The following is a 19,946-nucleotide window of genomic DNA, read 5'->3' as shown; positions in this document are numbered from 1 at the left end:
TCATTATGATGGCACAAGGTAATACTCAGCCAAAAGCAAACCCTGCATCGCTGTTTAAGTTTAATTTGCGTGATGCCGGTACGCTTATTGGTTTGCTCATTATTGTTGTCACCTTCTCTTTTCTTTCACCGATGTTTTGGACCGTGCCCAATTTGCTGAATATTTTGCAGCAATCGTCTATTAACGGCATTATTGCGCTGGGGATGACGCTGGTGATCATTTCCGGCGGCATCGACCTTTCCGTAGGGCCGACGGCGGCGCTGTCGGCGGTGCTCGGCGCCACGCTGATGGTGGCCGGCGTGCCGGTGCCGCTGGCAGTGATGGCGACCCTGGGCATTGGGGCGTTGTGCGGGGTGTTCAGCGGTACGCTGGTGGCTTACGCCGGGTTGCAGCCGTTTATCGTGACCCTTGGCGGTTTGTCTCTGTTCCGCGCGCTGGCGCTGATCTTCACGAACGGTAACCCGATTTTTGGCATTCCGGTGGAGTTCCGTACCCTGATCAACAGTACGGTGTTTGGGGTGCCGGCGCCGATTGTGATTGTTATCACCATTGCCGTTATTTTGTGGGTATTGATGAATAAAACCCCGCTGGGTGAATATATTCTTGCCGTCGGTGGCAATGAAGAAGCCGCCCGCGTGGCCGGGGTGCCGGTAAAAAGAACCAAGGTGACGGTGTTTGTTATTTCCGGTGTGTTGGCTTCTTTGGCTTCGCTGATTCTGATTGGCCGCCTCGGCGCTGCCGAACCGACGATGGGGAATTTATGGGAACTGGACGCTATCGCGGCGGCCGCCATCGGGGGCGCTTCGCTGATGGGGGGCAAGGGGAGCATTATCGGTACCCTGATCGGCGCCATTATTCTGGGGGCGCTGCGTAACGGTTTGACGCTTCTGAATATTCAGGCGTTTTATCAATTGCTTGCTACTGGCCTTATAATTATTATAGCGATGTTGATTGACAGAGCGACAAGAGGCAAGTAATGAAGCAAGATCCGCGAGCAATAGGTGCTCAAATTCGTATGCGATTGCCACACCTGACGCCATTGGAAAGGAAAGTTGTCGATTCAATTACTTCGAAAACGGATTTGTCCGAGCAAACGTCGTTAAAAGAGATTGCTCAAGGGAATAATGTTTCTGAGGCAATGGTAGTGAAATTAGCCAAGAAACTTAATTTCTCAGGCTTCCGGGAATTTAGAAGTAGTTTAATTTACTATAACTATTCTGAAGTGGCCGGCTTACATGCGGAAATTGAGCCCGATGACTCGTCGGAGCAATTACTGGCAAAAGTATTCAGAACCTCTATTCAGGCAATAGAAGAAACTATTTCTATTTTGGATATTTCTGAATTCAACCGTGCGGCTGACATTTTGTTTAAAGCCAGGCACATCGATTTATATGCCGTCGGCGGTTCGGCAACCGTCGCCCGTGATTTGTCGCACAAATTGCTCAAAATCGGGATCAAAACAACGGTCTATGATGATGCCCATATTATGCTGATGTCAGCGGCGGTTTTATCGGATGATGATGCGGTGATCGCCATTAGCCATTCCGGCGCAACCCGCGCGGTGAACGATCCGATTAAACTGGCTGCGCGTAACGGTGCCAAAGTGATTGCCATCACCAACTATGCCGAATCGCCCATTGCGCGCAATGCGCACGTGGTGCTCAATTCAACCTCTCAGGGATCGCATTTGCTTGGGGAAAATGCAGCGTCGCGCATTGCCCAGTTGAACATACTGGATGCACTGTTTGTGGCGATTGCACAAAAGGATCTGAAGAAAGCCGAAAAGAACCTGATGAAAACCCAACAGGCGGTTCAGGACCTACGAGAATATTAACATGGGTAAAATACTCGTTACCGGCAGTCTCCATTACGACATCATGCTGCAGGCGCATCACCGCCCGGAAAAGGGGGAAACGGTTATCGGCAGCGCCTGTTCCTATAAATTCGGCGGCAAGGGCGGCAACCAGGCAATATCGGCGGCCAAGGCCGGGGCGCAGGTGAGCTTCGCCGGTGCGGTGGGGGCGGATTCCCAGGGGACATTTTTGCTCTCGGTGCTCAACCAGCACGGCGTAGACCACTCGCAGGTGGCAGTGACCGCCGCCTCGCCCTCCGGCATGAGCGTTGCGATCACGGATGCGGAAGGCGACTATGGCGCGGTGGTGGTTTCAAACGCCAATAACCATATCGATCCGCAGTTGTTTCATGATGATGCCGTGTGGAACCAGGTGAGCATGCTGTTGTTGCAAAACGAGGTGCCGGAGGCGGTGAACTTGCAGGCGGCCAGCGAAGCGAAAAAGCGCGGCGTGACGGTGTGCCTGAATGCGGCGCCCGCCCGGGCGCTGAGCACAGCCCTGCAATCCTGTATCGATCTGCTGGTGGTCAACGCGGTGGAAGCGCGGGATCTGAGCGGCATCCCGGTGCCGGATCTGCCCGGTGCCTGCGCCGCCGCCGAAGCGTTGAGCCAGGCCTATCCGGCGGTGGTGGTCACCGCCGGCGAACACGGCGTGGCCTTCTGTGAAGCAGGGGAGAGCAGCCAATCCCTGCCGGCGCAGAAAGTGGTGTTGATCAGCACCCACGGCGCCGGCGACTGCTTTATGGGCATGTTGTGCACCTCGCTGTTACAGGGCCATCCTCTGGCGCAGGCGGTGGCCAACGCAAATCAGGCTGCCGCCGAGCACGTTTCGCGCCCACATTCCTGACCCTCTCTTGATGTTATTCGCCCCCGGTTGCGGTTGGGGGCGCTAACCGCCCGCCGGGCTGTCGGCTTCTCTGCTTTTATTTTAGAATCTCTGTGCGCCGCCATCGCTCAAGGACGGATGGCTAGCCAAATAGCGCCGCCTGGCCGCACGGGCCAGCGAGTGCTGTGACACAACCCGCGTTCATACAGAGACGAACTCAATGAAAAATCGGTTTCCGCAAGGCTTTTTATGGGGCGGCGCTACGGCCGCCAACCAGGTTGAAGGGGCTTATGACCAAGAGGGAAAGGGGCTGTCGATTGTCGACGCGATTCCAGGCGGCAAGCAACGGTTAAATATTGTTTCATCGGCTGAATTTGACTTCACCATTGAGCCGGAAAAATACAGCTATCCAAACCATAATGGTATCGACCATTATCACCGCTTTCGCGAAGACATCGCGCTGTTTGCCGAAATGGGCTTTAAGTGTTACCGCTTTTCCATCGCCTGGACTCGGATATACCCGAATGGCACTGAAGAAACGCCGAATGAAGCCGGCCTGCGCCATTACGATCGGGTGATTGATGCCTGTATTGCGCACGGTATCGAACCGGTGGTGACCATTTCCCACTATGAAATGCCGCTGCACCTGGCCACCGCCTATGGCGGGTGGAAAAACCGTGCGTTGATCGCCTGCTATGAACGCTTTGCCCGCACTGTGCTGGCGCGCTTTGGTCATAAGGTCAAATACTGGATGACCTTCAACGAGATCAACAGTGCCGCCCATTTCCCGGTGATGAGCCAGGGGCTGATTGTTAAAACCGGGGCGCTGGAGGCCCAGGCCAAATTCCAGGCCTGGCACAACCAGTTTGTTGCCAGCAGTATGGCGGTGAAAATCGCCCATGAGATCCGCCCGGATATCCAGATCGGCTGTATGATCCTGTACGCCACCACCTACGCCTATGACTGCAACCCCACTAACCAGTTGGCCGCTCTGCAAGAAACGCAGGCGTTCAATTTCTACTGTGCGGATGTGCAGGCCGGCGGCAAATATCCTTACTATGCCAAACGCCTGTGGGAAACGCTCGGTGTGGAATTGGCCATCGAACCTGGCGATCTGGCGTTAATCCGGCAGCATACCGTGGATTACATCGGCTTTAGCTATTACATGTCGTCGACGGTCAATAAGACCGAGCCGGATAGCCAAGCGGCGCAGGGTAACCTGCTGGGCGGGGCGCGCAACCCATTCCTGGCGGCCAGCGAGTGGGGCTGGGAGATCGATCCCGTTGGCCTGCGCATCGCGCTTAATCAGCTCTATGATCGCTACCAAAAGCCGTTGTTTATCGTCGAAAACGGCCTGGGGGCGATCGATCAGCCGGACGCCAACCACTATGTGGCCGATGATTACCGCATCAATTATCTGCGCCAGCACATTGAAGCGATGGCCGAAGCGATTGAGGATGGCGTGGAGCTGATGGGCTATACCCCGTGGGGCTGTATCGATCTGGTTAGCATGTCCACCGGTGAAATGTCGAAGCGCTACGGCCTGATTTATGTCGATCTGGACGATACTCTCGCCGGCAGCGGCAACCGTTATAAGAAGAAATCTTTCTACTGGTACCAGAAGGTGATCGCCACCAACGGCGATGATATCGGCTGATCGCCAGGCCGCCCCGGGTGCACGGGGCGGCAAGCCTCATTGCGCGGCGGCCATGTTGTGCAGAGAATCCCCTTCCAGCCGGTATCGGATCCACTCTGTCTGCGGTTCGCCGCCCAGCCGGTTGTACACGTCGATCGCCGGTTGGTTCCAGTCCAGCACGCTCCACTCCAGGCGGCCGCAGCCGCGTGCGACGGCCAGTTGTGCAATGTGTTTCAGCAAGGCTTTCCCGGCGCCCTGGCCACGGCATTCAGGGGCGACGTATAAGTCTTCCAGATAGATGCCATTGCGGCCCAACCAGGTGGAATAGCTGCTGAAGAACACGGCAAAGCCGATTGGCGTGCCGTTCGATTCGCAAATCAACGCTTCGGTGGCGGCCCGCTCGCCGAACAGCGTTGCTTCGATTTCCGCCGGGGTGGTTTTCACCTCGTGCAGCGCTTTTTCATACTCGGCCAGTTGGCAAATGAACGAAAAAATAGTGGCAGCGTCGCGCTTTTCCGCCGGGCGGATGTGTAATGTCATGATGGTCTTCCAGTGTGTTTATCAGTGATGCATCATCATAATCACTGCTCTATACTGCATGAAGTGCAATATCCTCAATAGACAGTGAATTTTATGCATTCTTATTTACGCCGGATGGATCTCAACCTGCTGTTGGTTTTTGACGCTATTTATCGCCACCAGTCGGTTACCCGTGCAGCGGACGAGCTGGCAATGAGTAACTCGGCCTTAAGCCACGCGCTGGGGCGCCTGCGCAATGCGCTGAACGACGAGCTGTTTTACCGCTCCGGCCAACAAATGCGCCCAACGGTATTGGCGGAAAGCCTGGCTGCGACCATCGGCGACAGCTTGCGCACCCTGGAGCGCGAACTGAATACACAGCCGCGCTTTGCGCCGCTGCACAGCCATGAACAATTTACCTTTTCCGTCACCGATTACACCGCGTTTTGCCTTTTCCCGACGTTAATGGCCGCCCTGCAGGAGCGCGCGCCTCATTTGCAGTTCCAGCTGTTGCATGGCGATCAAAAAGTGGCGATCGAGGATTTACTGGCCGGGCGTATTGATTTCGCGCTGGGTTTCACCGAATCTACCGATAGCCTGCATGAGGATATTGACGAGATTGACTGGATGGAGGATCGCTATGTCGCCATCATCGCGGCAGCGCAGCGCAATAATCTCACGCCGCTGTCGTTGGCCGAATACTTGGCGGCAAAGCACGTGGTGATCACCCCCTGGAACGAGGCGCGCGGGGCGATTGATTACGAACTGGATAAACTGGGGCGGCAGCGCACCATTGCTTTGCGCATGCCTTCGCTGCTGGCGGCGCCGTTTATTATCGCCCAGAGCCGGATGTTTATGACGCTACCGGCGTTCGCCGCCCGGCAACTGGCGCCATTGCACCATTGGGCGATACATGAATTGCCGTTTTACGTGCCGCCGTACCGGATCAAAATCTATTCTCACCGGCGTAACCAACGCCGCGAGGCCAACCGTTGGCTAACAGAGCAAATCCGCGCGCTGGCTTTTTCCGGCGCATCGGCCGCTGCGGGGGCATAAACCGCAGCGGCGTCTTATTTTGGCAGGAGAGATCCGTTGAGCATTGATGTTTTACGTATTGCCGCGTTTTCCGAGGGTCAGACGGGCGGCAACCCGGCGGGGGTGCTGATCGCCGAACAACTGCCGGATCCTGCCGAGATGCAGCGGATCGCGGCCGAAGTGGGCTATTCGGAAACGGTTTTCGCGGCGCCCTGTGAACAGGGCTGGCGGGTGCGCTATTTCTCGCCCCAGATGGAAGTGCCGTTTTGCGGCCATGCGACCATCGCCCTGGGCGCGGCGTTGGCTCTGCGCCAGGGTGACGGGGTGTTTACTCTGGTGCTTAATCAGGCGACGATCACTGTTGAAGGGGCGCAGGCCGACGGCCGGCTTTCGGCGGTGTTGCAGTCGCCGCCGACCCATAGCGCGCCCGCTCCAGTGCCGCTGGTGGCAGAGGTATTGGCGTTGTTTGGCTATACGCCTGGCGATGTCAGCAGTGCGATTGCGCCGGCGCGCATCCACGGCGGCGCCGATCACTTTGCCTTGACCCTCAACACGCGTGAAGCGCTGGCGGCCATGCATTACGATATCGCCGCCGGGCAGGCGCTGATGCTGCGTGAAGGCTGGGCCACCATCATGCTGGCCTATGCGCAAACGCCGCAGCGCTTTCATTGCCGCAATCCATTTGCCTCCGGCGGGGTGTATGAAGATCCGGCAACGGGCGCGGCGGCGGCCGCTTATGCGGGTTACCTGCGGGATATTGCCTGGCCGCACGCCGGGGCGATCGATATTATTCAGGGTGAGGATATGGGGATGCCTTCGCGTATTCACGCTGACATCACCCCGGTTTCGGGGGCGTCGATCCGTGTTTCCGGCACCGCGCGCCGGATGACGGCGGAGTAACCGGCTGCCCCCGATTATGGCAGGAAAAACAAAAGGAAGTGACGGATGGCCGTGCCGGAATCAAAAGGCGCATTGATCAAAGCGGTGAACAGCAATTTTGCGCTGCTGATGAAAAAACTGGACGACATACCGGCAGAAAAGGCGTTTGAGCCGCTGATGCCGGGGTATGCCAAGGGCAGCGTAATGAGCGTTGCCCAACTGGTGGCCTATCTGATTGGCTGGGGGGAGCTGGTTTTGTCCTGGCATGCGAAAGAAAGGCAAGGCCTTGAAATCGCCTTCCCCGAAGACGGTTTTAAGTGGAACCAATTGGGGTTGCTGGCGCAAAAGTTTTACCGTGATTATGCGCAGATTACGGACTACGGCGCCCTGCTGATGCGGCTTGCCGATAATAAACGGCAGATTATCGCGTTGATTGACGGCTTTAGCGATGAGGCGCTCTACGGCCAGCCGTGGTACGGCAAATGGACGCGCGGCCGGATGATTCAGTTCAACACGGCGTCACCGTATAAGAACGCCTGCGGCAGGCTAAACGCATTGCGAAAAGTAGGCTGTGTCCCGTAATAGTGCATGACACAGCCTGGCTTGGCGCTGGCGTTAGCCCCTACTGGAAAATCGGCTGAGGGGTGTTGATGCCGGCAACCTGTGCGTGTTGCATCATCTGCAGCACGTGGTCGAGCGGGCACAGTGTTCCGCGCGCGGTTTTATGGCAATGCTTATCGCTGTAATCCTTGCTGAGCAAGGGGTGGGCGGTGTCTATGCGGCGCAGGCTGCGCCACTGATCCAGTGACATGGCGGTAAACGCCAGGCGCACCAAGCGTTGGCCGCTGCGTTTATCGCGGTAGCGTTCAAAAATCAGGCTGCCGCCCGGCGGGATGTCATTGGGCGGGTATTCCCCCAGCGCCCAGTTCATGTTCAGCATGGTGTGGATTTGCGCAATATTGGTGTCATGGCCGATAAACAGCGTGAGCCGTGGGGCAGGGGTTTTGGCGGCCGGCTGTTCCAGCGGCGTGCCCTGCTTCAGTGCGGTGGCGAGCTGTTCCATCAGTAATGTGCCGCCATGGCGCGCCAGCTCCGGCGTATCGCTGATCAAATCGTATTTCGCCGCGTGCAGCGCCATCAGAGCCGCCACCTGTTTGGCGTTGGCGGCATGGCCGAAAGCGACCTGGCTGAGCGGCAACCCTTCGCTGTATTGCAGGCGGATAGTTTCGCCGATATTTGCTCCGGGCGACAGCGGGCCTTTCAGCGCAAAACCGTTTTCTTTCTCAACCAGTTTCCACGGTTCGTGCAGGAAGGCGCACGCCTGCGTATCGTCGGCGCAAACCGCGGCGTGCAGGCGTTCCACGTCGGGCTGATAATGCGCGGCCGCCGCGGCTTCGCTGCCGCCCATGCGCGCCATAATCTGCTGCCTGGCCAGCGCCTTATCCGGCTTCGCCAGGCCCATGTCTACGCTTTGAAACAGCGGATCGTAGCGGTTGCGGGTGTGGCCAGCGGCCAGGCCGCAGCCGGGAAACATGCCGTCAAGCAGCGCCTGCGCGGTGGCTCTGGTGCGTTGCAGTGGGCTGGCCCAGGCAAACACCGCACCGGCCGGTGGGCACGCCGGCCCCAGCGCTAACCCGGCGCGGCGCCAACTGGCGATCTGGTAAGCCGCCTGGTTAACGATGCCGGCGTAGCCGTGGCCGGAAAGGTGGCCGTCCTCGACGTTCCATTGCGGCCATTGCCGGCCGGTGGCTTTGTTCAGCTTTTCCGTGTCGGTTTGTGGGCGCACGCCATGGCGGCTTAGCATCACCACTTTTTCCAGCGTGTAGCGTTCGTCTACTGCATGCGCCGGGGTGGCGGCCAACAACGAGGCGCTCAGGGCTAACAAGGCGGCGCTGAGCATGGGTTTATACATATGGCCGTATTGGCGGGAGTTAAAAAGCATATTCAACCCCCGTGGTGTAAACCGTCTGCCGGCGTTCGCTGTTTTTTGCCACTGACTCATTACTGACTTCCATTACATATTTCCAATGGGTGAAGAATTTAATCTTCATGGCCACCTCGTGCTTATAGTCGGTGTCTTTTTTAGCATAAATTGGTTTGTCGCTAAAGTAACGTGCGTATTTATAGATCAGTGTTACCGGTTGTATTTTATATTTGGCGCCGATATCTATACGGTGTGTGTGTTTGGTAGGTTTTTCATCATAGTCGGTTATTTCATAGCGGTAGCGCGTGACGAAAGCCAGCGATTTATTATAATCCCATCGGATCTCTAACCCCGGCTTCCAGGTTTTTTTCTCATCATACAGATTGAGCGACAGGCCGGGCGTTAGCGTAAAGTTAGCCGGCGCATTAATCGCATAATCAATGCCGAACACCTTCTTTTTATTTTTTAAATGGTTGAACGCCTGGCCGCTGCGGCCATCTTCGGTTTCGCGCGGTGAGTACTCAAGCGCCGTCGAGACGCCAAGGCCGTTTTCAAAGCTGTGGTTTAATTCAAACTTATCGGTATGCTCACGGGTAACGTCGGCGAATTCGTGCGCCCAAGAGAGCGATAGTGCATGAGCATTTATGGAAAAAAGCAAACAGGGGAAAAGGAATAAATTACGATTATACATTTGTCTTGTTCAGCTAATTGATAATTATTTAGGATATAACGTCCTTCGAAGGCGCTATTTTTTCAGCGAGAAAAAATAAAAGCAAGACACCAAAGGGGAACTATTCTTTTCTTAATAAAACCTTCATGAAAAATTATTATTCATGCTGAAATGTTTAAACGTTAATTATGGTGGTGCCATTTATATTTCAGGGGGGGATTGTCGTGAGAACACTACCAAACCATTATGCCTGGGGTTGGCGCTTATTCTTCGGCACGGCAATCGCGGTTCATTTATTGACGATTTGCCGCCGGGTAAACAGACGGGTCATCATGACGGCAAAGATCGCAAATATCCCGCCGAGCGCGGTTGATTCCAGGCGATGCGTGGCGACATCCACCTGTGAGAAACCCAGACTGGAAATCATAAACACCACCATCAGAGTGACGAAAAAGGTGAAGATAAAATAGGATTTTGAAATCAGCGAATAGGAAAAGGTAAAGGCGATATAGCCAAACAAAATAAACCCGCAGACCAGCAACAGCGGGCTGTGCCAATAAGCTATCAGCGTGGCGGCCAGGATACTGCCCATCAGCGTGCCCAGCACTCTCGCCTGCACCCGCTCCACCGTGTCCTTATAGTTGTTGCGCAGGCAAAACAGCAACGTCATACCGGCCCAGTAGCCATTTTTCATATGAAGCAGTTCGACGGTGCTTAATGCCAGGCACATGGTCAGCAGGGCGTAAAAAATCGACCATTGCAGATGGATTTTGCGCTTGTATTTGCTGGTAGTGATGCGCAAAAAACGCAGCCAGGATCGTGGGCTGAAATCTTGCCGGTGGAAGCCGTAACGGCGGAAGATCAACGCCAGGAACAGCATTTGCAGCAGGCCGCCGCCGCCCGTCATGGCCGCACGGGCGGCGGCGTGTTCCGCGGAGCCGGCGAAATAGCCGGAAACCAGATAGGCGATCGCCCATTGCAGCAACATCCACCAGGCACTGCTGTCCACGTTCGCCATCGTGACGTAGACCCCGGCATACAGCATGGCGCCGGCGATGTACAACGGTAAAACGTTCCCCGTCAGGCAGCCCAGCCAGGACGAAAAAGCCAGCCCCAGCGTGGTGGTGATGAGCAGTGAAAACGCCGAGCCGCCCCAGGTTTTGTTGGCGCCAAACGCCAGCGTTAATGCGCCGCTTGCCACCACGCTTGCCGCCGGGACGCGATCCAGTGCAAAGCCGACCAGGTAAATCACGATAATGGCCGGCAAGCAGCACAGCCCCAGCAACATATCCTGCTGCAAGGTGATGGGAAGGCGAATCGGCAAACGGTGTCTCCTGAATCTGATGGGCAACGGGCGTATCCTAAAGCCTAGTGTAGCCTAACGGGCGGTGGCTGGCCGTGGGTGCATCCGCCGGCTGCTGGAAATACTGAAGCCTTTTAACGAAAACCTTACAGTTCAGCTATAGAAAGCAGCTAACATAGTTGACGATAATAAGCACCTATACCCAAAATAATCCGAGTTGCAGCAAAGCCAGCACATCGGCAACGTGAAGTATCAAGGGTATATACTTTCCTTATCCCGCAAGTGGGTGAGGTGTCCTTTTCTCATCAACATTAAGATTTTCATGACTAAGCCATCGCGTTCTCGATTATTGAAACTTCTGTTACTTGTTATCTTGGTTCTGATCGTTGCCGGCGTGGTCTGGCGCCTGTGGCCACAAGGGCAGAGCGGCCAAACCGGTATGCGTGCCCCCGGTGGTCACGGCGGGCCAGGCCGGATGATGATGGGCGGTGGCAATACGCTGGTTCATGCCGGAACCGCCACCCAGGCCGATGTGCCGGTGTACCTCAATGCCCTGGGCACGGTGACGCCGAACGCCATGGTAACGGTAACCAGCCGGGTCGATGGCCAGCTCATGAAAGTCTATTTTACCGAAGGGCAGAAGGTGGAAGCCGGCCAGTTGCTGGCGCAGATCGATCCGCGCAGCTACCAGGCCACGCTGGCGCAGTACCAGGCCGAGCTGAGTGAAAACCAGGCGCTGCTGAAAAGCGCGCAGCTCACGCTGGCCCGTTACAGAAAGCTGTTCGCGCAGGATTCGCTTTCCCGCCAGGATCTGGATACGCAAATCGCCACCGTCGGGCAGTACAGCGGGGCGATTAAAGCCGATGAAGCACAGATTGCCGCCGCCAAGCTGAATATCGAATACGCGCGCATCACGGCGCCGATCAGCGGGCGCGTGGGCCTGCGGCTGGTGGATGCGGGCAATATGGTGACCAGCAGCGATACCACCGGCATCGTTACCATTACGCAAACTCAACCCGCGGCGGTGACCTTCAGCGTGCCGCAAAGCAATATTCCGGTGCTGCTGAAAGCGTTACATAACGGGCAGAGCATGCCGGTAACCGCGTTTGATCAGGATAACAAAACGCAGCTTGCCGAGGGCAAAGCGCAGTTCATCAGCAACAGCATCGATACCAGCACCGGCACTGTGCAGTTAAAAGCCCTGTTCGATAATAAGGATGAGGCGCTGTACGCCAACCAGTTCGTCAACGTGCGGCTGCAAATCGGCCTGCTGTCGCAGGCGACGGTAATTCCTTCCCAGGCGCTGCAGCTTAGCAGCGACGGAAGTTTTGTCTTTGTGATCAACCAAGACAACACTGTAACGCGTAAGGTGGTGGCAACCGGGCCGAACTTCGGTGACGACCAGCGGGCGATTATTTCCGGCGTCGCGCCGGGGGATCGGGTGGTGACGGAAGGCGTCGATCGCCTGGCCACCGGCAGCAAAGTCAGTGTGGTGACGGCGGAACAGACGCAGACCGGCGCGGCCAGTGGGAGCGCTAAGGCTCAATGAACCCGTCACGAATATTTATTGAGCGCCCGGTCGCGACCATCTTATTGATGGTCGGCGTGTTGATTTCCGGGATTTTTGCTTATCGCACACTGTCGACTTCCGCCCTGCCGCAGGTTGACTATCCTACCATCCAGGTAACGACGCTCTATCCGGGCGCCAGCCCGGACGTCATGGCGTCATCCGTGACCGGGCCGCTGGAGCGCCAACTGGGGCAAATGGCCGGCCTGAGCCAGATGACCTCCAACAGCAGCAGCGGTTCTTCGCTGATCACCCTGAAGTTTTCGCTCGATCTGTCGCTGGACGTTGCCGAGCAGGAAGTGCAGGCGGCAATCAATGCCGCCGACAGCCTGCTGCCAAGCGATCTGCCCAATCCGCCGACCTATAAAAAAGTTAACCCGGCGGATAGCGCGGTGATCACTCTGGCCGCCAGCTCCGATACCCTGCCGCTGATCAAAGTGCAGGATCTGGTGAACACCCGTATCGCGCTCAAGCTGTCGCAGATTTCCGGCGTGGGGATGGTGACGTTGGCCGGCGGGCACCAGCCTGCCATCCGCGTGCAGGTGGATCCGAAAGCGCTGGCGGCGCGGGGATTGACGCTGGAAGATGTCAATACGCTGATCGGCAACAGCAACGTTAACGGTTCGAAGGGCGGCTTTGACGGTAAATACCACTCGGTCACCATTGATGCCAATGACCAACTGCGCACCGCCGAAGAGTACGGCAATCTGATTCTGGCTTACCAGAACGGTGCGGCGCTGCGCCTGCACGATATCGCCCATATTGAAGAAGCGTCGGAAAACAGCTATCAGTCGGCGTGGGCCAACCGCAGCCCGGCGATTGTCATCAGCGTGCAGCGCCAGCCAGGCGCCAACGTTATCTCGGTAGTGGATAATATCAAGGCCCAACTGCCGACGCTGCAGGCGGCGCTGCCGGATGGCGTGAAAATGGAGATATTGTCCGATCGCACGCAAACCATTCGCGCTTCAATCAGCGACGTGCAGTTCGAACTGATGCTGTCGATTGCGCTGGTTATCATGGTGACCTTCCTGTTCCTGCGCAATATCGCCGCGACGTTGATCCCAAGCGTGGCGGTTCCTTTGTCGCTGGTGGGCACCTTCGGCGTGATGTATCTGGCCGATTTCAGCCTCAACAACCTGTCGCTGATGGCGCTGACCATCGCCACCGGCTTCGTTATCGATGACGCCATCGTGGTGGTGGAGAATATTTCCCGCCGGCTGGAAGAGGGCGAAACGCCGATGCAGGCGGCGCTGAAAGGCTCGCAGCAGATTGGCTTCACCATCATCTCGCTGACCTTCTCGCTGATTGCGGTGTTGATCCCGCTGCTGTTTATGGGCGATGTGGTCGGGCGGCTGTTCCGCGAATTCGCCATTACGCTGGCGGTGGCGATACTGGTGTCGATGCTGGTGTCGTTAACCTTAACGCCGATGCTGTGCGCCTATTTGCTGCGCCACATCCCGCCGGAAAAACAGTCGCGCTTTTCGCGCAAGGGCGGGGAGTTTTTCGACAAGCTGATCCACGGCTACGATCGTTTGCTGACGGTGGTGCTTAACCATCAGAAACTGACGCTGCTGGTGGCGCTGGGCACTTTCGTGCTGACGGCGCTGCTTTATCTGATTATCCCCAAAGGCTTCTTCCCGACGCAGGATACCGGGTTGATTCAGGGGATCAGCGTGGCGTCGCAGGATGTTTCTTTTGGTGAAATGGCCAGGCGGCAACAGGCGCTGGCGGATGTGATTTTGCAGAATCCGGCGGTTGAGAGCGTGTCGTCCACCATCGGCATCGACGGCAACAACACCAGCCTGAACAGCGGGCGCCTGCAAATCAATCTTAAATCGTTCGATGAGCGCGACGATCGCGCCGACACGGTGATCGCCGAGCTGAAACAAGCGGTGCGCAGCGTGCCGGGCATCGAGCTGTATATGCAATCGGCGCAGGATCTGACGGTGAACGACCAGGTGACGCCGAGCCAGTATCAGTTCACGCTGGATGACGCCGACAGCGAAAACCTGGTGAAGTGGTCGCCGCAGCTGGTGGCGGCGTTGGCAAAACGCCCGGAATTCAACAACGTGGTCAGCAACCTGCAGGATCAGGGGCAGGTGGCCTATGTCGAGCTGAACCGCGATAAGGCGGCGCGCTACGGCATTACCGCGTCCGATGTGGATACCGCGTTATATAACGCCTTCGGGCAGCGCCTGGTTTCGACCATCTTTACTCAGTCGAACCAGTACCGCGTGGTGCTGGAAGTGGCGCCGGCCTATCAGCAGTCCCCGGCGTCGTTCGATGACGTTTGGCTGGCCAGTACGGTGTCTTCCGACAGCAGCAGTACGTCATCTTCATCCACAACATCGACGTCTTCTACGAGCTCAACGTCCTCCACGTCGACGTCGACCAGTTCAAGCAGTTCGACGGCCAATATGGTGAAACTGACCTCGATCGCCACCATTCACCAGCGCCCTGGTTCGTTGATGCATATGCGGCTGAACCAGTTCCCGGCGGTCACGGTGTCGTTCAATCTGAATGACGGCTATTCGCTGGAAAACGCGCAGCAGGCGATTGCTGAGGTCAGCAAGCAACTGGAACTGCCTTCGAGCATTACCCTGCGTTACCAAGGGGAAGCTTCCGCTTTCCAGAGCGCCAACAGCAACACGCTGTGGCTGATTTTGGCGGCGTTGCTCACCATGTACGTGGTGTTGGGCATCTTGTACGAAAGCTTTATTCATCCGATCACCATCCTGTCGACGCTGCCTTCGGCGGCGGTGGGGGCACTGCTGATCCTGCTGCTGGCCGGCACCGAATTCAGCCTGATTGCGCTGATTGGCGTGATTTTGCTGATCGGCATCGTTAAGAAGAACGCCATCATGATGATCGACTTTGCGCTTGAGGCCGAGAACCATCAGCACCTCAGCCCGCGTGAAGCGATCCATCAGGCCTGCTTGCTGCGTTTCCGGCCGATTCTGATGACCACCATGGCGGCATTGCTCGGCGCGCTGCCGCTGATGCTGGCTTCCGGTTCCGGTGCGGAGCTGCGTCAGCCGCTGGGGCTGGTGATCGTCGGCGGTTTGATCGTCAGCCAGGTGCTGACGCTGTTCTCCACGCCGGTGATTTATCTATGGTTCGACGGCCTGGCGCAGCGCGGGAAACGCTATATGCGTAAAGCGCAGCAGCAGTCTCAGGGCGGGGAGTGAATATGGTACGGTTGTTTATCTTCCGTCCGGTCGCCACGTTGTTGCTGACGCTGTCGATCCTGTTGCTTGGCATGCTGGGTTATCGCCTGCTGCCGGTGGCGCCGCTGCCGCAGGTGGATTTCCCCACCATCATGGTGACCGGCTCATTGGCCGGCGCCAGCCCGGAAACCATGGCCGCCACCGTGGCGACGCCGTTGGAGCGGGCGCTGGGGCAGATCGCCGGGATTACCGAGATGACCTCCAGCAGTTCCTCCGGCAGCACCAATATCATTTTGCAGTTTGAACTGAACCGCGATATCAACGGCGCGGCGCGCGACGTGCAGGCGGCGATCAACGCCGCCCGCAGCCTGCTGCCCAGCAGCATGACGACGCTGCCGACCTACCGCAAGGCCAACCCATCCGATGCGCCGATCGTGATGCTGGCGCTGACTTCGGCAACGCGCCCGGCCGGCGAACTCTACGATCTGGCGGACAGCAAGATCGACCAGAAAATCGCCCAGGTGCAGGGGGTCGGCGAGGTGTCGCTGATGGGCAGCGCGCTGCCGGCGGTGCGTATCGATCTGCAGCCGCAGATGCTGACCCACTTTGGCGTTTCGTTGGATACGGTGCGCGCCGCCATTGCCGACAGCACCACCAACCTGCCCAAAGGTATTCTGAACGGCAACAGCCAATCGTGGGTGGTGGACAATAATGGTCAACTGGATAAAGCGGCGCAGTATCGCAACCTGGTGGTTAGCTATCAGAACGGCCGGGCGATCCACCTGAGCGACGTGGCCACGGTGTACGATGCGATCGAAGACAAATACAAGGCCGGTTACTACAACCAACAGCCGGCGGTGATGATTGGCGTGACCCGGCAGGCGGGCGCCAACATGCTGCAAACCATTGATGCGATCAAAGCATTGCTGCCGGATCTGCAAAAGGAACTACCAGCGGATACACAGTTGAAGCTGGTGGTCGACCGCTCCACCACCGTGCGCGCCTCGCTGTATGACACCGAAGAGACGCTGCTGATCGCCGTGCTGCTGGTGATCGCTGTGGTGTTCGTGTTCCTGCGCAATGTGCAGGCGGTGATTATCCCGGCGCTGGCGCTGCCGGTATCGCTGATCGGTACCTGTGCGGTGATGTATCTGCTGGATTACAGCCTGGATAACCTGTCGCTGATGGCGCTGATTATCGCCACCGGTTTTGTGGTGGATGACGCCATCGTGGTGTTGGAGAACATTACCCGCTATATCGAAGCCGGCCTTAGCCCGGTGCGGGCGGCGCTGAAAGGGGCGCGGGAAGTTAGCTCCACCGTGCTGTCGATGACCTTATCGCTGGTGGCGGTGTTTATTCCGATCCTACTGATGGGCAGCGTAATAGGGCGGTTATTCCGTGAATTTGCGGTGACGCTGACGGTGTCGCTGTTGATCTCGATGTTGGTGTCGCTGACGCTGACGCCGATGCTCTGTTCGCGGCTGCTGAAACGCAAACCGGCGGTGACGAAACGGCCGCATCCGCTGTACCAGTGGATTGAAAATCAGCTCAACGCTTTGCTGGCGGCCTATGCACGCGGGCTGGGCTGGGTGATGAAGCACCAGCGCCTGACGTTGTTCAGCCTGCTGCTGACCGTGATGCTCAACGTTTTCCTTTACACCGTGGTGCAGAAGGGCTTCTTCCCGACCCAGGATACCGGGCTGCTGATGGGCATGGTGCGCGCCGATCAGAACATCTCGTTCCAGGCGATGAAGCCCAAGATGCAACAGGCCGCCAAACTGATCGCCGAAGATCCGGACGTGGACGGGGTGATGGCGTCGATGGGCAGCGGCGCGTTCGGTTCGCGCAACAGCGCCAACTTCTTCGTGCATCTAAAAGACTTTAATCAGCGTAGCGCCACGGCGAGCGAAATCGCCAACCGCCTGAGCGCCAAAGCGCAACATCTGGCCGGCATGCAACTGTTTTTGATGGCCGCGCAGGATCTGCGCGTCGGCGGCCGCAGCGCCAACGCCAGCTACCAGTACACCCTGCAGGCGGACGATCTCAGTACCCTGCGTACCTGGACGCCGAAAGTGCAGGCGGCGCTGGCGCAGATCCCGCAACTGACCAGCGTGGATTCCGACTCGCAGAACGGCGGGCAGGAAGTGATGATCAATATCGATCGCGACAAGGCCACGCGGTTGGGTATTGATGTCAATATGCTCGATACCCTGCTGAATAACGCCTTCAGCCAGCGCAAGATTGCCACCCTGTACCACACGCTTAACCAGTATCATGTGGTGATGTCGGTGGATGACACCTTCACCCGCGATCCGGATACGCTGAAAGATCTGTTCGTGGTGAACGACAATGGCGATCAGGTGCCGTTGTCTGCCTTTGTCACCTTTAGCAGCGACACTGCGCCATTGTCGGTGGCGCATCAGGGGCAGTCCGCCGCCAGCACCGTCGCCTTCAACCTGCAGGACGGCGTTTCGCTGGAGCAGGCGCAGGTGTTGATCAAAAACGCCATGGCGCAGATCGGCCTGCCGAGCGACGTGCAGGCCGGCTACAGCGGTACTGCCCGTGAGTTCGGCGAACTGACCGCCACCATGCCGTGGCTGATCCTGGCGGCGCTGGCCGCGGTGTATATCGTGCTGGGTATGTTGTATGAAAGCTATATCCACCCGTTGACCATTCTTTCAACGCTGCCGTCGGCCGGCGTGGGCGCCTTGCTGTTGCTGTTGTTGACCAACACCCAGCTTACGGTGATCGCGCTGATCGGTATTTTGTTGCTGATCGGTATCGTGAAGAAGAACGCCATCATGATGATCGACTTTGCGCTGATGGCCGAACGCCAGCAGGGCATGTCGCCGCAGCAGGCGATCACCCAGGCCTGCCTGATGCGTTTCCGCCCGATTATGATGACCACACTGGCGGCGTTCTTCGGCGCGCTGCCCCTGGCGCTGGGCAGCGGCGGCGACGCCGATTTGCGCAGCCCGCTGGGCCTGGCGATTGCCGGTGGCCTGGCGCTCAGCCAGTTACTTACGCTGTTCACCACGCCGGTGGTGTACCTTTATCTTGATCGCGCCAGCCGCGCCACTCGTCGTCAGTGGCAGCGTTTGCGCCATGCTGAATAACCGTTTATGAAACTGAAAAATATTGCCTTTACTCCGCTTTTTCTTGCCCTGGTGCTCAGCGGCTGCGCCGTGGGGCCCGATTATCAGCGCCCGGCTCCCACCAGCGTGCCGTTGCAGTATAAGGAAGCCAAAGGCTGGCAGCAGGCCAAACCGCAGGATCAGGTCAACAAGGGCGAATGGTGGGCGGTGTATCACGATGCCACGCTATCGTCGTTGCTCAGCCAGGTGAGTATTTCGAACCAGAACGTGGCGCAGTATGAGGCGCTGTATCGCCAGGCTAAAGCGCTGGCGGCGGAATCGCGTTCTGAACTGTTCCCCACCTTCAGCGCTACCGGCTCGGGCACCCGCAGCGGCAGCAAGGCCAGCAGCAGCGGTTCCAGCCAGCGTTCCGTCAGCAACAGTTTCTCGGCCGAGGCCAGCGCCAGCTGGGAGCTGGATCTGTGGGGCAAGTTGCGCCGCACGCTGGAAGAGAACAAGGCCAGCGCGCAGGCCAGCCAGGCCGAGTTGGCCAACATTACCCTGAGCGCCCAGTCGGAGCTGGCGCAGGATTACTTCCAGTTGCGTATTATGGATCAGCAAATCGCCCTGTATCAGCAGAGCGTGCAGGCCTATGAACGCTATCTGCAGGTGATCAACAACAAATATCAGGCCGGTGCCGAATCACGCAGTACGCTGGCGCAGGCGCAACTGCAACTGGAGAGCGCCAGAGCGTCGGCGCTGGATTATGTCTGGCAACGGGCGCAGCTGGAACACGCGATTGCGCTGCTGATCGGCAAAACGCCGGCGGAGTTCAGCCTGGCCGCCGCGCCGCTGAGCGCAACCATGCCGGCGATCCCACATGCGCTGCCATCGGAACTGTTGCAGCGCCGGCCGGATATCGCCTATGCCGAGCGTAATGTGGCGGCGGCGAATGCGGCGGTGGGGGTAGCGATCGCCGGTTACTACCCGGATCTGACGTTAAGCGCCAGCGGTGGCTTCACCAGTTCGGCATTGCATAATCTGATCTCATTGCCGAACCGCGTCTGGTCGCTCGGGCCGGAGCTGAGCGGCACGCTGCTGGACTTTGGCGCGACGTCGGCGAAGGTGGAACAGGCGCGCGCCGCCTATGACGCCAGCGTCGCCAGTTACCGCCAGGCGGTGCTGCAGGGCTTTACCGAGGTGGAAAACTATCTGGTGCAGTTGAATACTCTGCAGGATGAGCTGGCCGCGCAGCAGCGCGCCGCCACTGCGGCGCAGGATTCGGCACGCGTGACGCGCAATCAGTATGAGGCCGGTATGATTGATTACCTGGACGTCGCCACTACGGAAAACACCAGCCTGAGCCAGCAACAAAGCCTGCTGTCGCTGCAAAGCACGCAGTGGGTGGCCAGCGTGGAACTGATTGCGGCGCTGGGCGGCGGCTGGGATTCGAAAAACCTGGCGCCATAGCGGCGCCGGCGCGGTACGCCTTCC

General features: G+C 57.9%; 15 protein-coding genes. 11 read left to right on the top strand and 4 right to left on the bottom strand.

Features of this window, described 5'->3' with window-relative positions; all coding sequences use genetic code 11:
* Positions 1-5 precede the first annotated feature (5 nt).
* From AC559G_RS14645 to AC559G_RS14630, 4 genes are all read left to right on the top strand, one after another.
* Positions 6-977, top strand: a complete 972-nt coding sequence (locus AC559G_RS14645; RefSeq protein ID WP_498913014.1) for an ABC transporter permease — start codon at positions 6-8, stop codon at positions 975-977.
* Positions 977-1,834, top strand: a complete 858-nt coding sequence (locus AC559G_RS14640) for a MurR/RpiR family transcriptional regulator (protein ID WP_095844977.1) — start codon at positions 977-979, stop codon at positions 1,832-1,834. Before AC559G_RS14645 ends, AC559G_RS14640 begins: the two co-directional genes overlap by 1 nt.
* A 1-nt stretch (position 1,835) precedes the next feature.
* A complete protein-coding gene (locus tag AC559G_RS14635) occupies positions 1,836-2,699 on the top strand; it encodes a ribokinase (protein WP_498913013.1) in 864 nt (287 codons plus the stop codon).
* Positions 2,700-2,898: 199 nt separating this feature from the next.
* A complete protein-coding gene (locus AC559G_RS14630) occupies positions 2,899-4,335 on the top strand; it encodes a glycoside hydrolase family 1 protein (protein WP_498913012.1) in 1,437 nt (478 codons plus the stop codon).
* A 36-nt stretch (positions 4,336-4,371) separates the two neighbouring features.
* On the opposite strand, the gene AC559G_RS14625 is transcribed toward AC559G_RS14630, so the two are convergent.
* Complete coding sequence (locus AC559G_RS14625) at positions 4,372-4,854, bottom strand: GNAT family N-acetyltransferase (RefSeq protein ID WP_498913011.1); 483 nt, start codon at positions 4,852-4,854, stop codon at positions 4,372-4,374.
* Between the two features lie 93 nt (positions 4,855-4,947).
* Between AC559G_RS14625 and AC559G_RS14620 the strand changes: the two genes are divergently transcribed.
* From AC559G_RS14620 to AC559G_RS14610, 3 genes are read left to right on the top strand one after another with little or no spacing between them, the layout of a single operon-like run.
* Positions 4,948-5,889 carry a LysR family transcriptional regulator gene (locus tag AC559G_RS14620; protein ID WP_498913010.1) on the top strand — a complete coding sequence of 314 codons (942 nt, stop codon included), beginning with the start codon at positions 4,948-4,950 and terminating at the stop codon, positions 5,887-5,889.
* A gap of 36 nt (positions 5,890-5,925) precedes the next feature.
* A complete protein-coding gene (locus tag AC559G_RS14615) occupies positions 5,926-6,768 on the top strand; it encodes a PhzF family phenazine biosynthesis protein (RefSeq protein WP_498913009.1) in 843 nt (280 codons plus the stop codon).
* A 45-nt stretch (positions 6,769-6,813) separates the two neighbouring features.
* Positions 6,814-7,329 (top strand): ClbS/DfsB family four-helix bundle protein, encoded by a 516-nt coding sequence (locus AC559G_RS14610; protein ID WP_498913008.1) that lies wholly within the window; start codon positions 6,814-6,816, stop codon positions 7,327-7,329.
* A gap of 40 nt (positions 7,330-7,369) precedes the next feature.
* Here the strand turns inward: AC559G_RS14610 and AC559G_RS14605 are convergent, their stop codons facing one another.
* From AC559G_RS14605 to AC559G_RS14595, 3 genes are all read right to left on the bottom strand, one after another.
* The gene (locus AC559G_RS14605; protein ID WP_498913007.1) at positions 7,370-8,689 is read right to left on the bottom strand and encodes a histidine phosphatase family protein; all 1,320 of its coding nucleotides are present in this window, start codon (positions 8,687-8,689) and stop codon (positions 7,370-7,372) included.
* Positions 8,679-9,362 (bottom strand): oligogalacturonate-specific porin KdgM family protein, encoded by a 684-nt coding sequence (locus AC559G_RS14600; protein WP_498913006.1) that lies wholly within the window; start codon positions 9,360-9,362, stop codon positions 8,679-8,681. Before AC559G_RS14600 ends, AC559G_RS14605 begins: the two co-directional genes overlap by 11 nt.
* Before the next feature lie 268 nt (positions 9,363-9,630).
* Positions 9,631-10,665 carry an FUSC family protein gene (locus tag AC559G_RS14595; protein ID WP_498913005.1) on the bottom strand — a complete coding sequence of 345 codons (1,035 nt, stop codon included), beginning with the start codon at positions 10,663-10,665 and terminating at the stop codon, positions 9,631-9,633.
* 301 nt (positions 10,666-10,966) lie between these two features.
* On the opposite strand from AC559G_RS14595, the gene AC559G_RS14590 reads away from it, so the two are divergent.
* The 4 genes from AC559G_RS14590 to AC559G_RS14575 are packed head-to-tail and all read left to right on the top strand — an operon-like array spanning position 10,967 to position 19,922.
* Positions 10,967-12,193: an MdtA/MuxA family multidrug efflux RND transporter periplasmic adaptor subunit gene (locus AC559G_RS14590; RefSeq protein ID WP_498913004.1), complete on the top strand. Its 1,227-nt coding sequence runs from the start codon at positions 10,967-10,969 to the stop codon at positions 12,191-12,193.
* A complete protein-coding gene (locus AC559G_RS14585) occupies positions 12,190-15,399 on the top strand; it encodes an MdtB/MuxB family multidrug efflux RND transporter permease subunit (RefSeq protein ID WP_498913003.1) in 3,210 nt (1,069 codons plus the stop codon). Before AC559G_RS14590 ends, AC559G_RS14585 begins: the two co-directional genes overlap by 4 nt.
* On the top strand, positions 15,396-18,494 hold the full coding sequence (locus tag AC559G_RS14580) for a multidrug efflux RND transporter permease subunit (RefSeq protein ID WP_498913002.1): 3,099 nt from the start codon (positions 15,396-15,398) through the stop codon (positions 18,492-18,494). The genes AC559G_RS14585 and AC559G_RS14580 overlap by 4 nt, the downstream gene beginning before the upstream one ends.
* A gap of 6 nt (positions 18,495-18,500) precedes the next feature.
* On the top strand, positions 18,501-19,922 hold the full coding sequence (locus tag AC559G_RS14575; RefSeq protein ID WP_498913001.1) for an outer membrane factor lipoprotein domain-containing protein: 1,422 nt from the start codon (positions 18,501-18,503) through the stop codon (positions 19,920-19,922).
* Positions 19,923-19,946 lie beyond the last annotated feature (24 nt).

It is taken from the genome of Gibbsiella greigii, assembly GCF_039540155.1.
In the GTDB taxonomy this organism is placed as follows: domain Bacteria; phylum Pseudomonadota; class Gammaproteobacteria; order Enterobacterales; family Enterobacteriaceae; genus Gibbsiella; species Gibbsiella quercinecans.
Note: the sequence above shows the minus strand (reverse complement) of the source record. Positions and strands in the feature narration are given on the sequence as shown.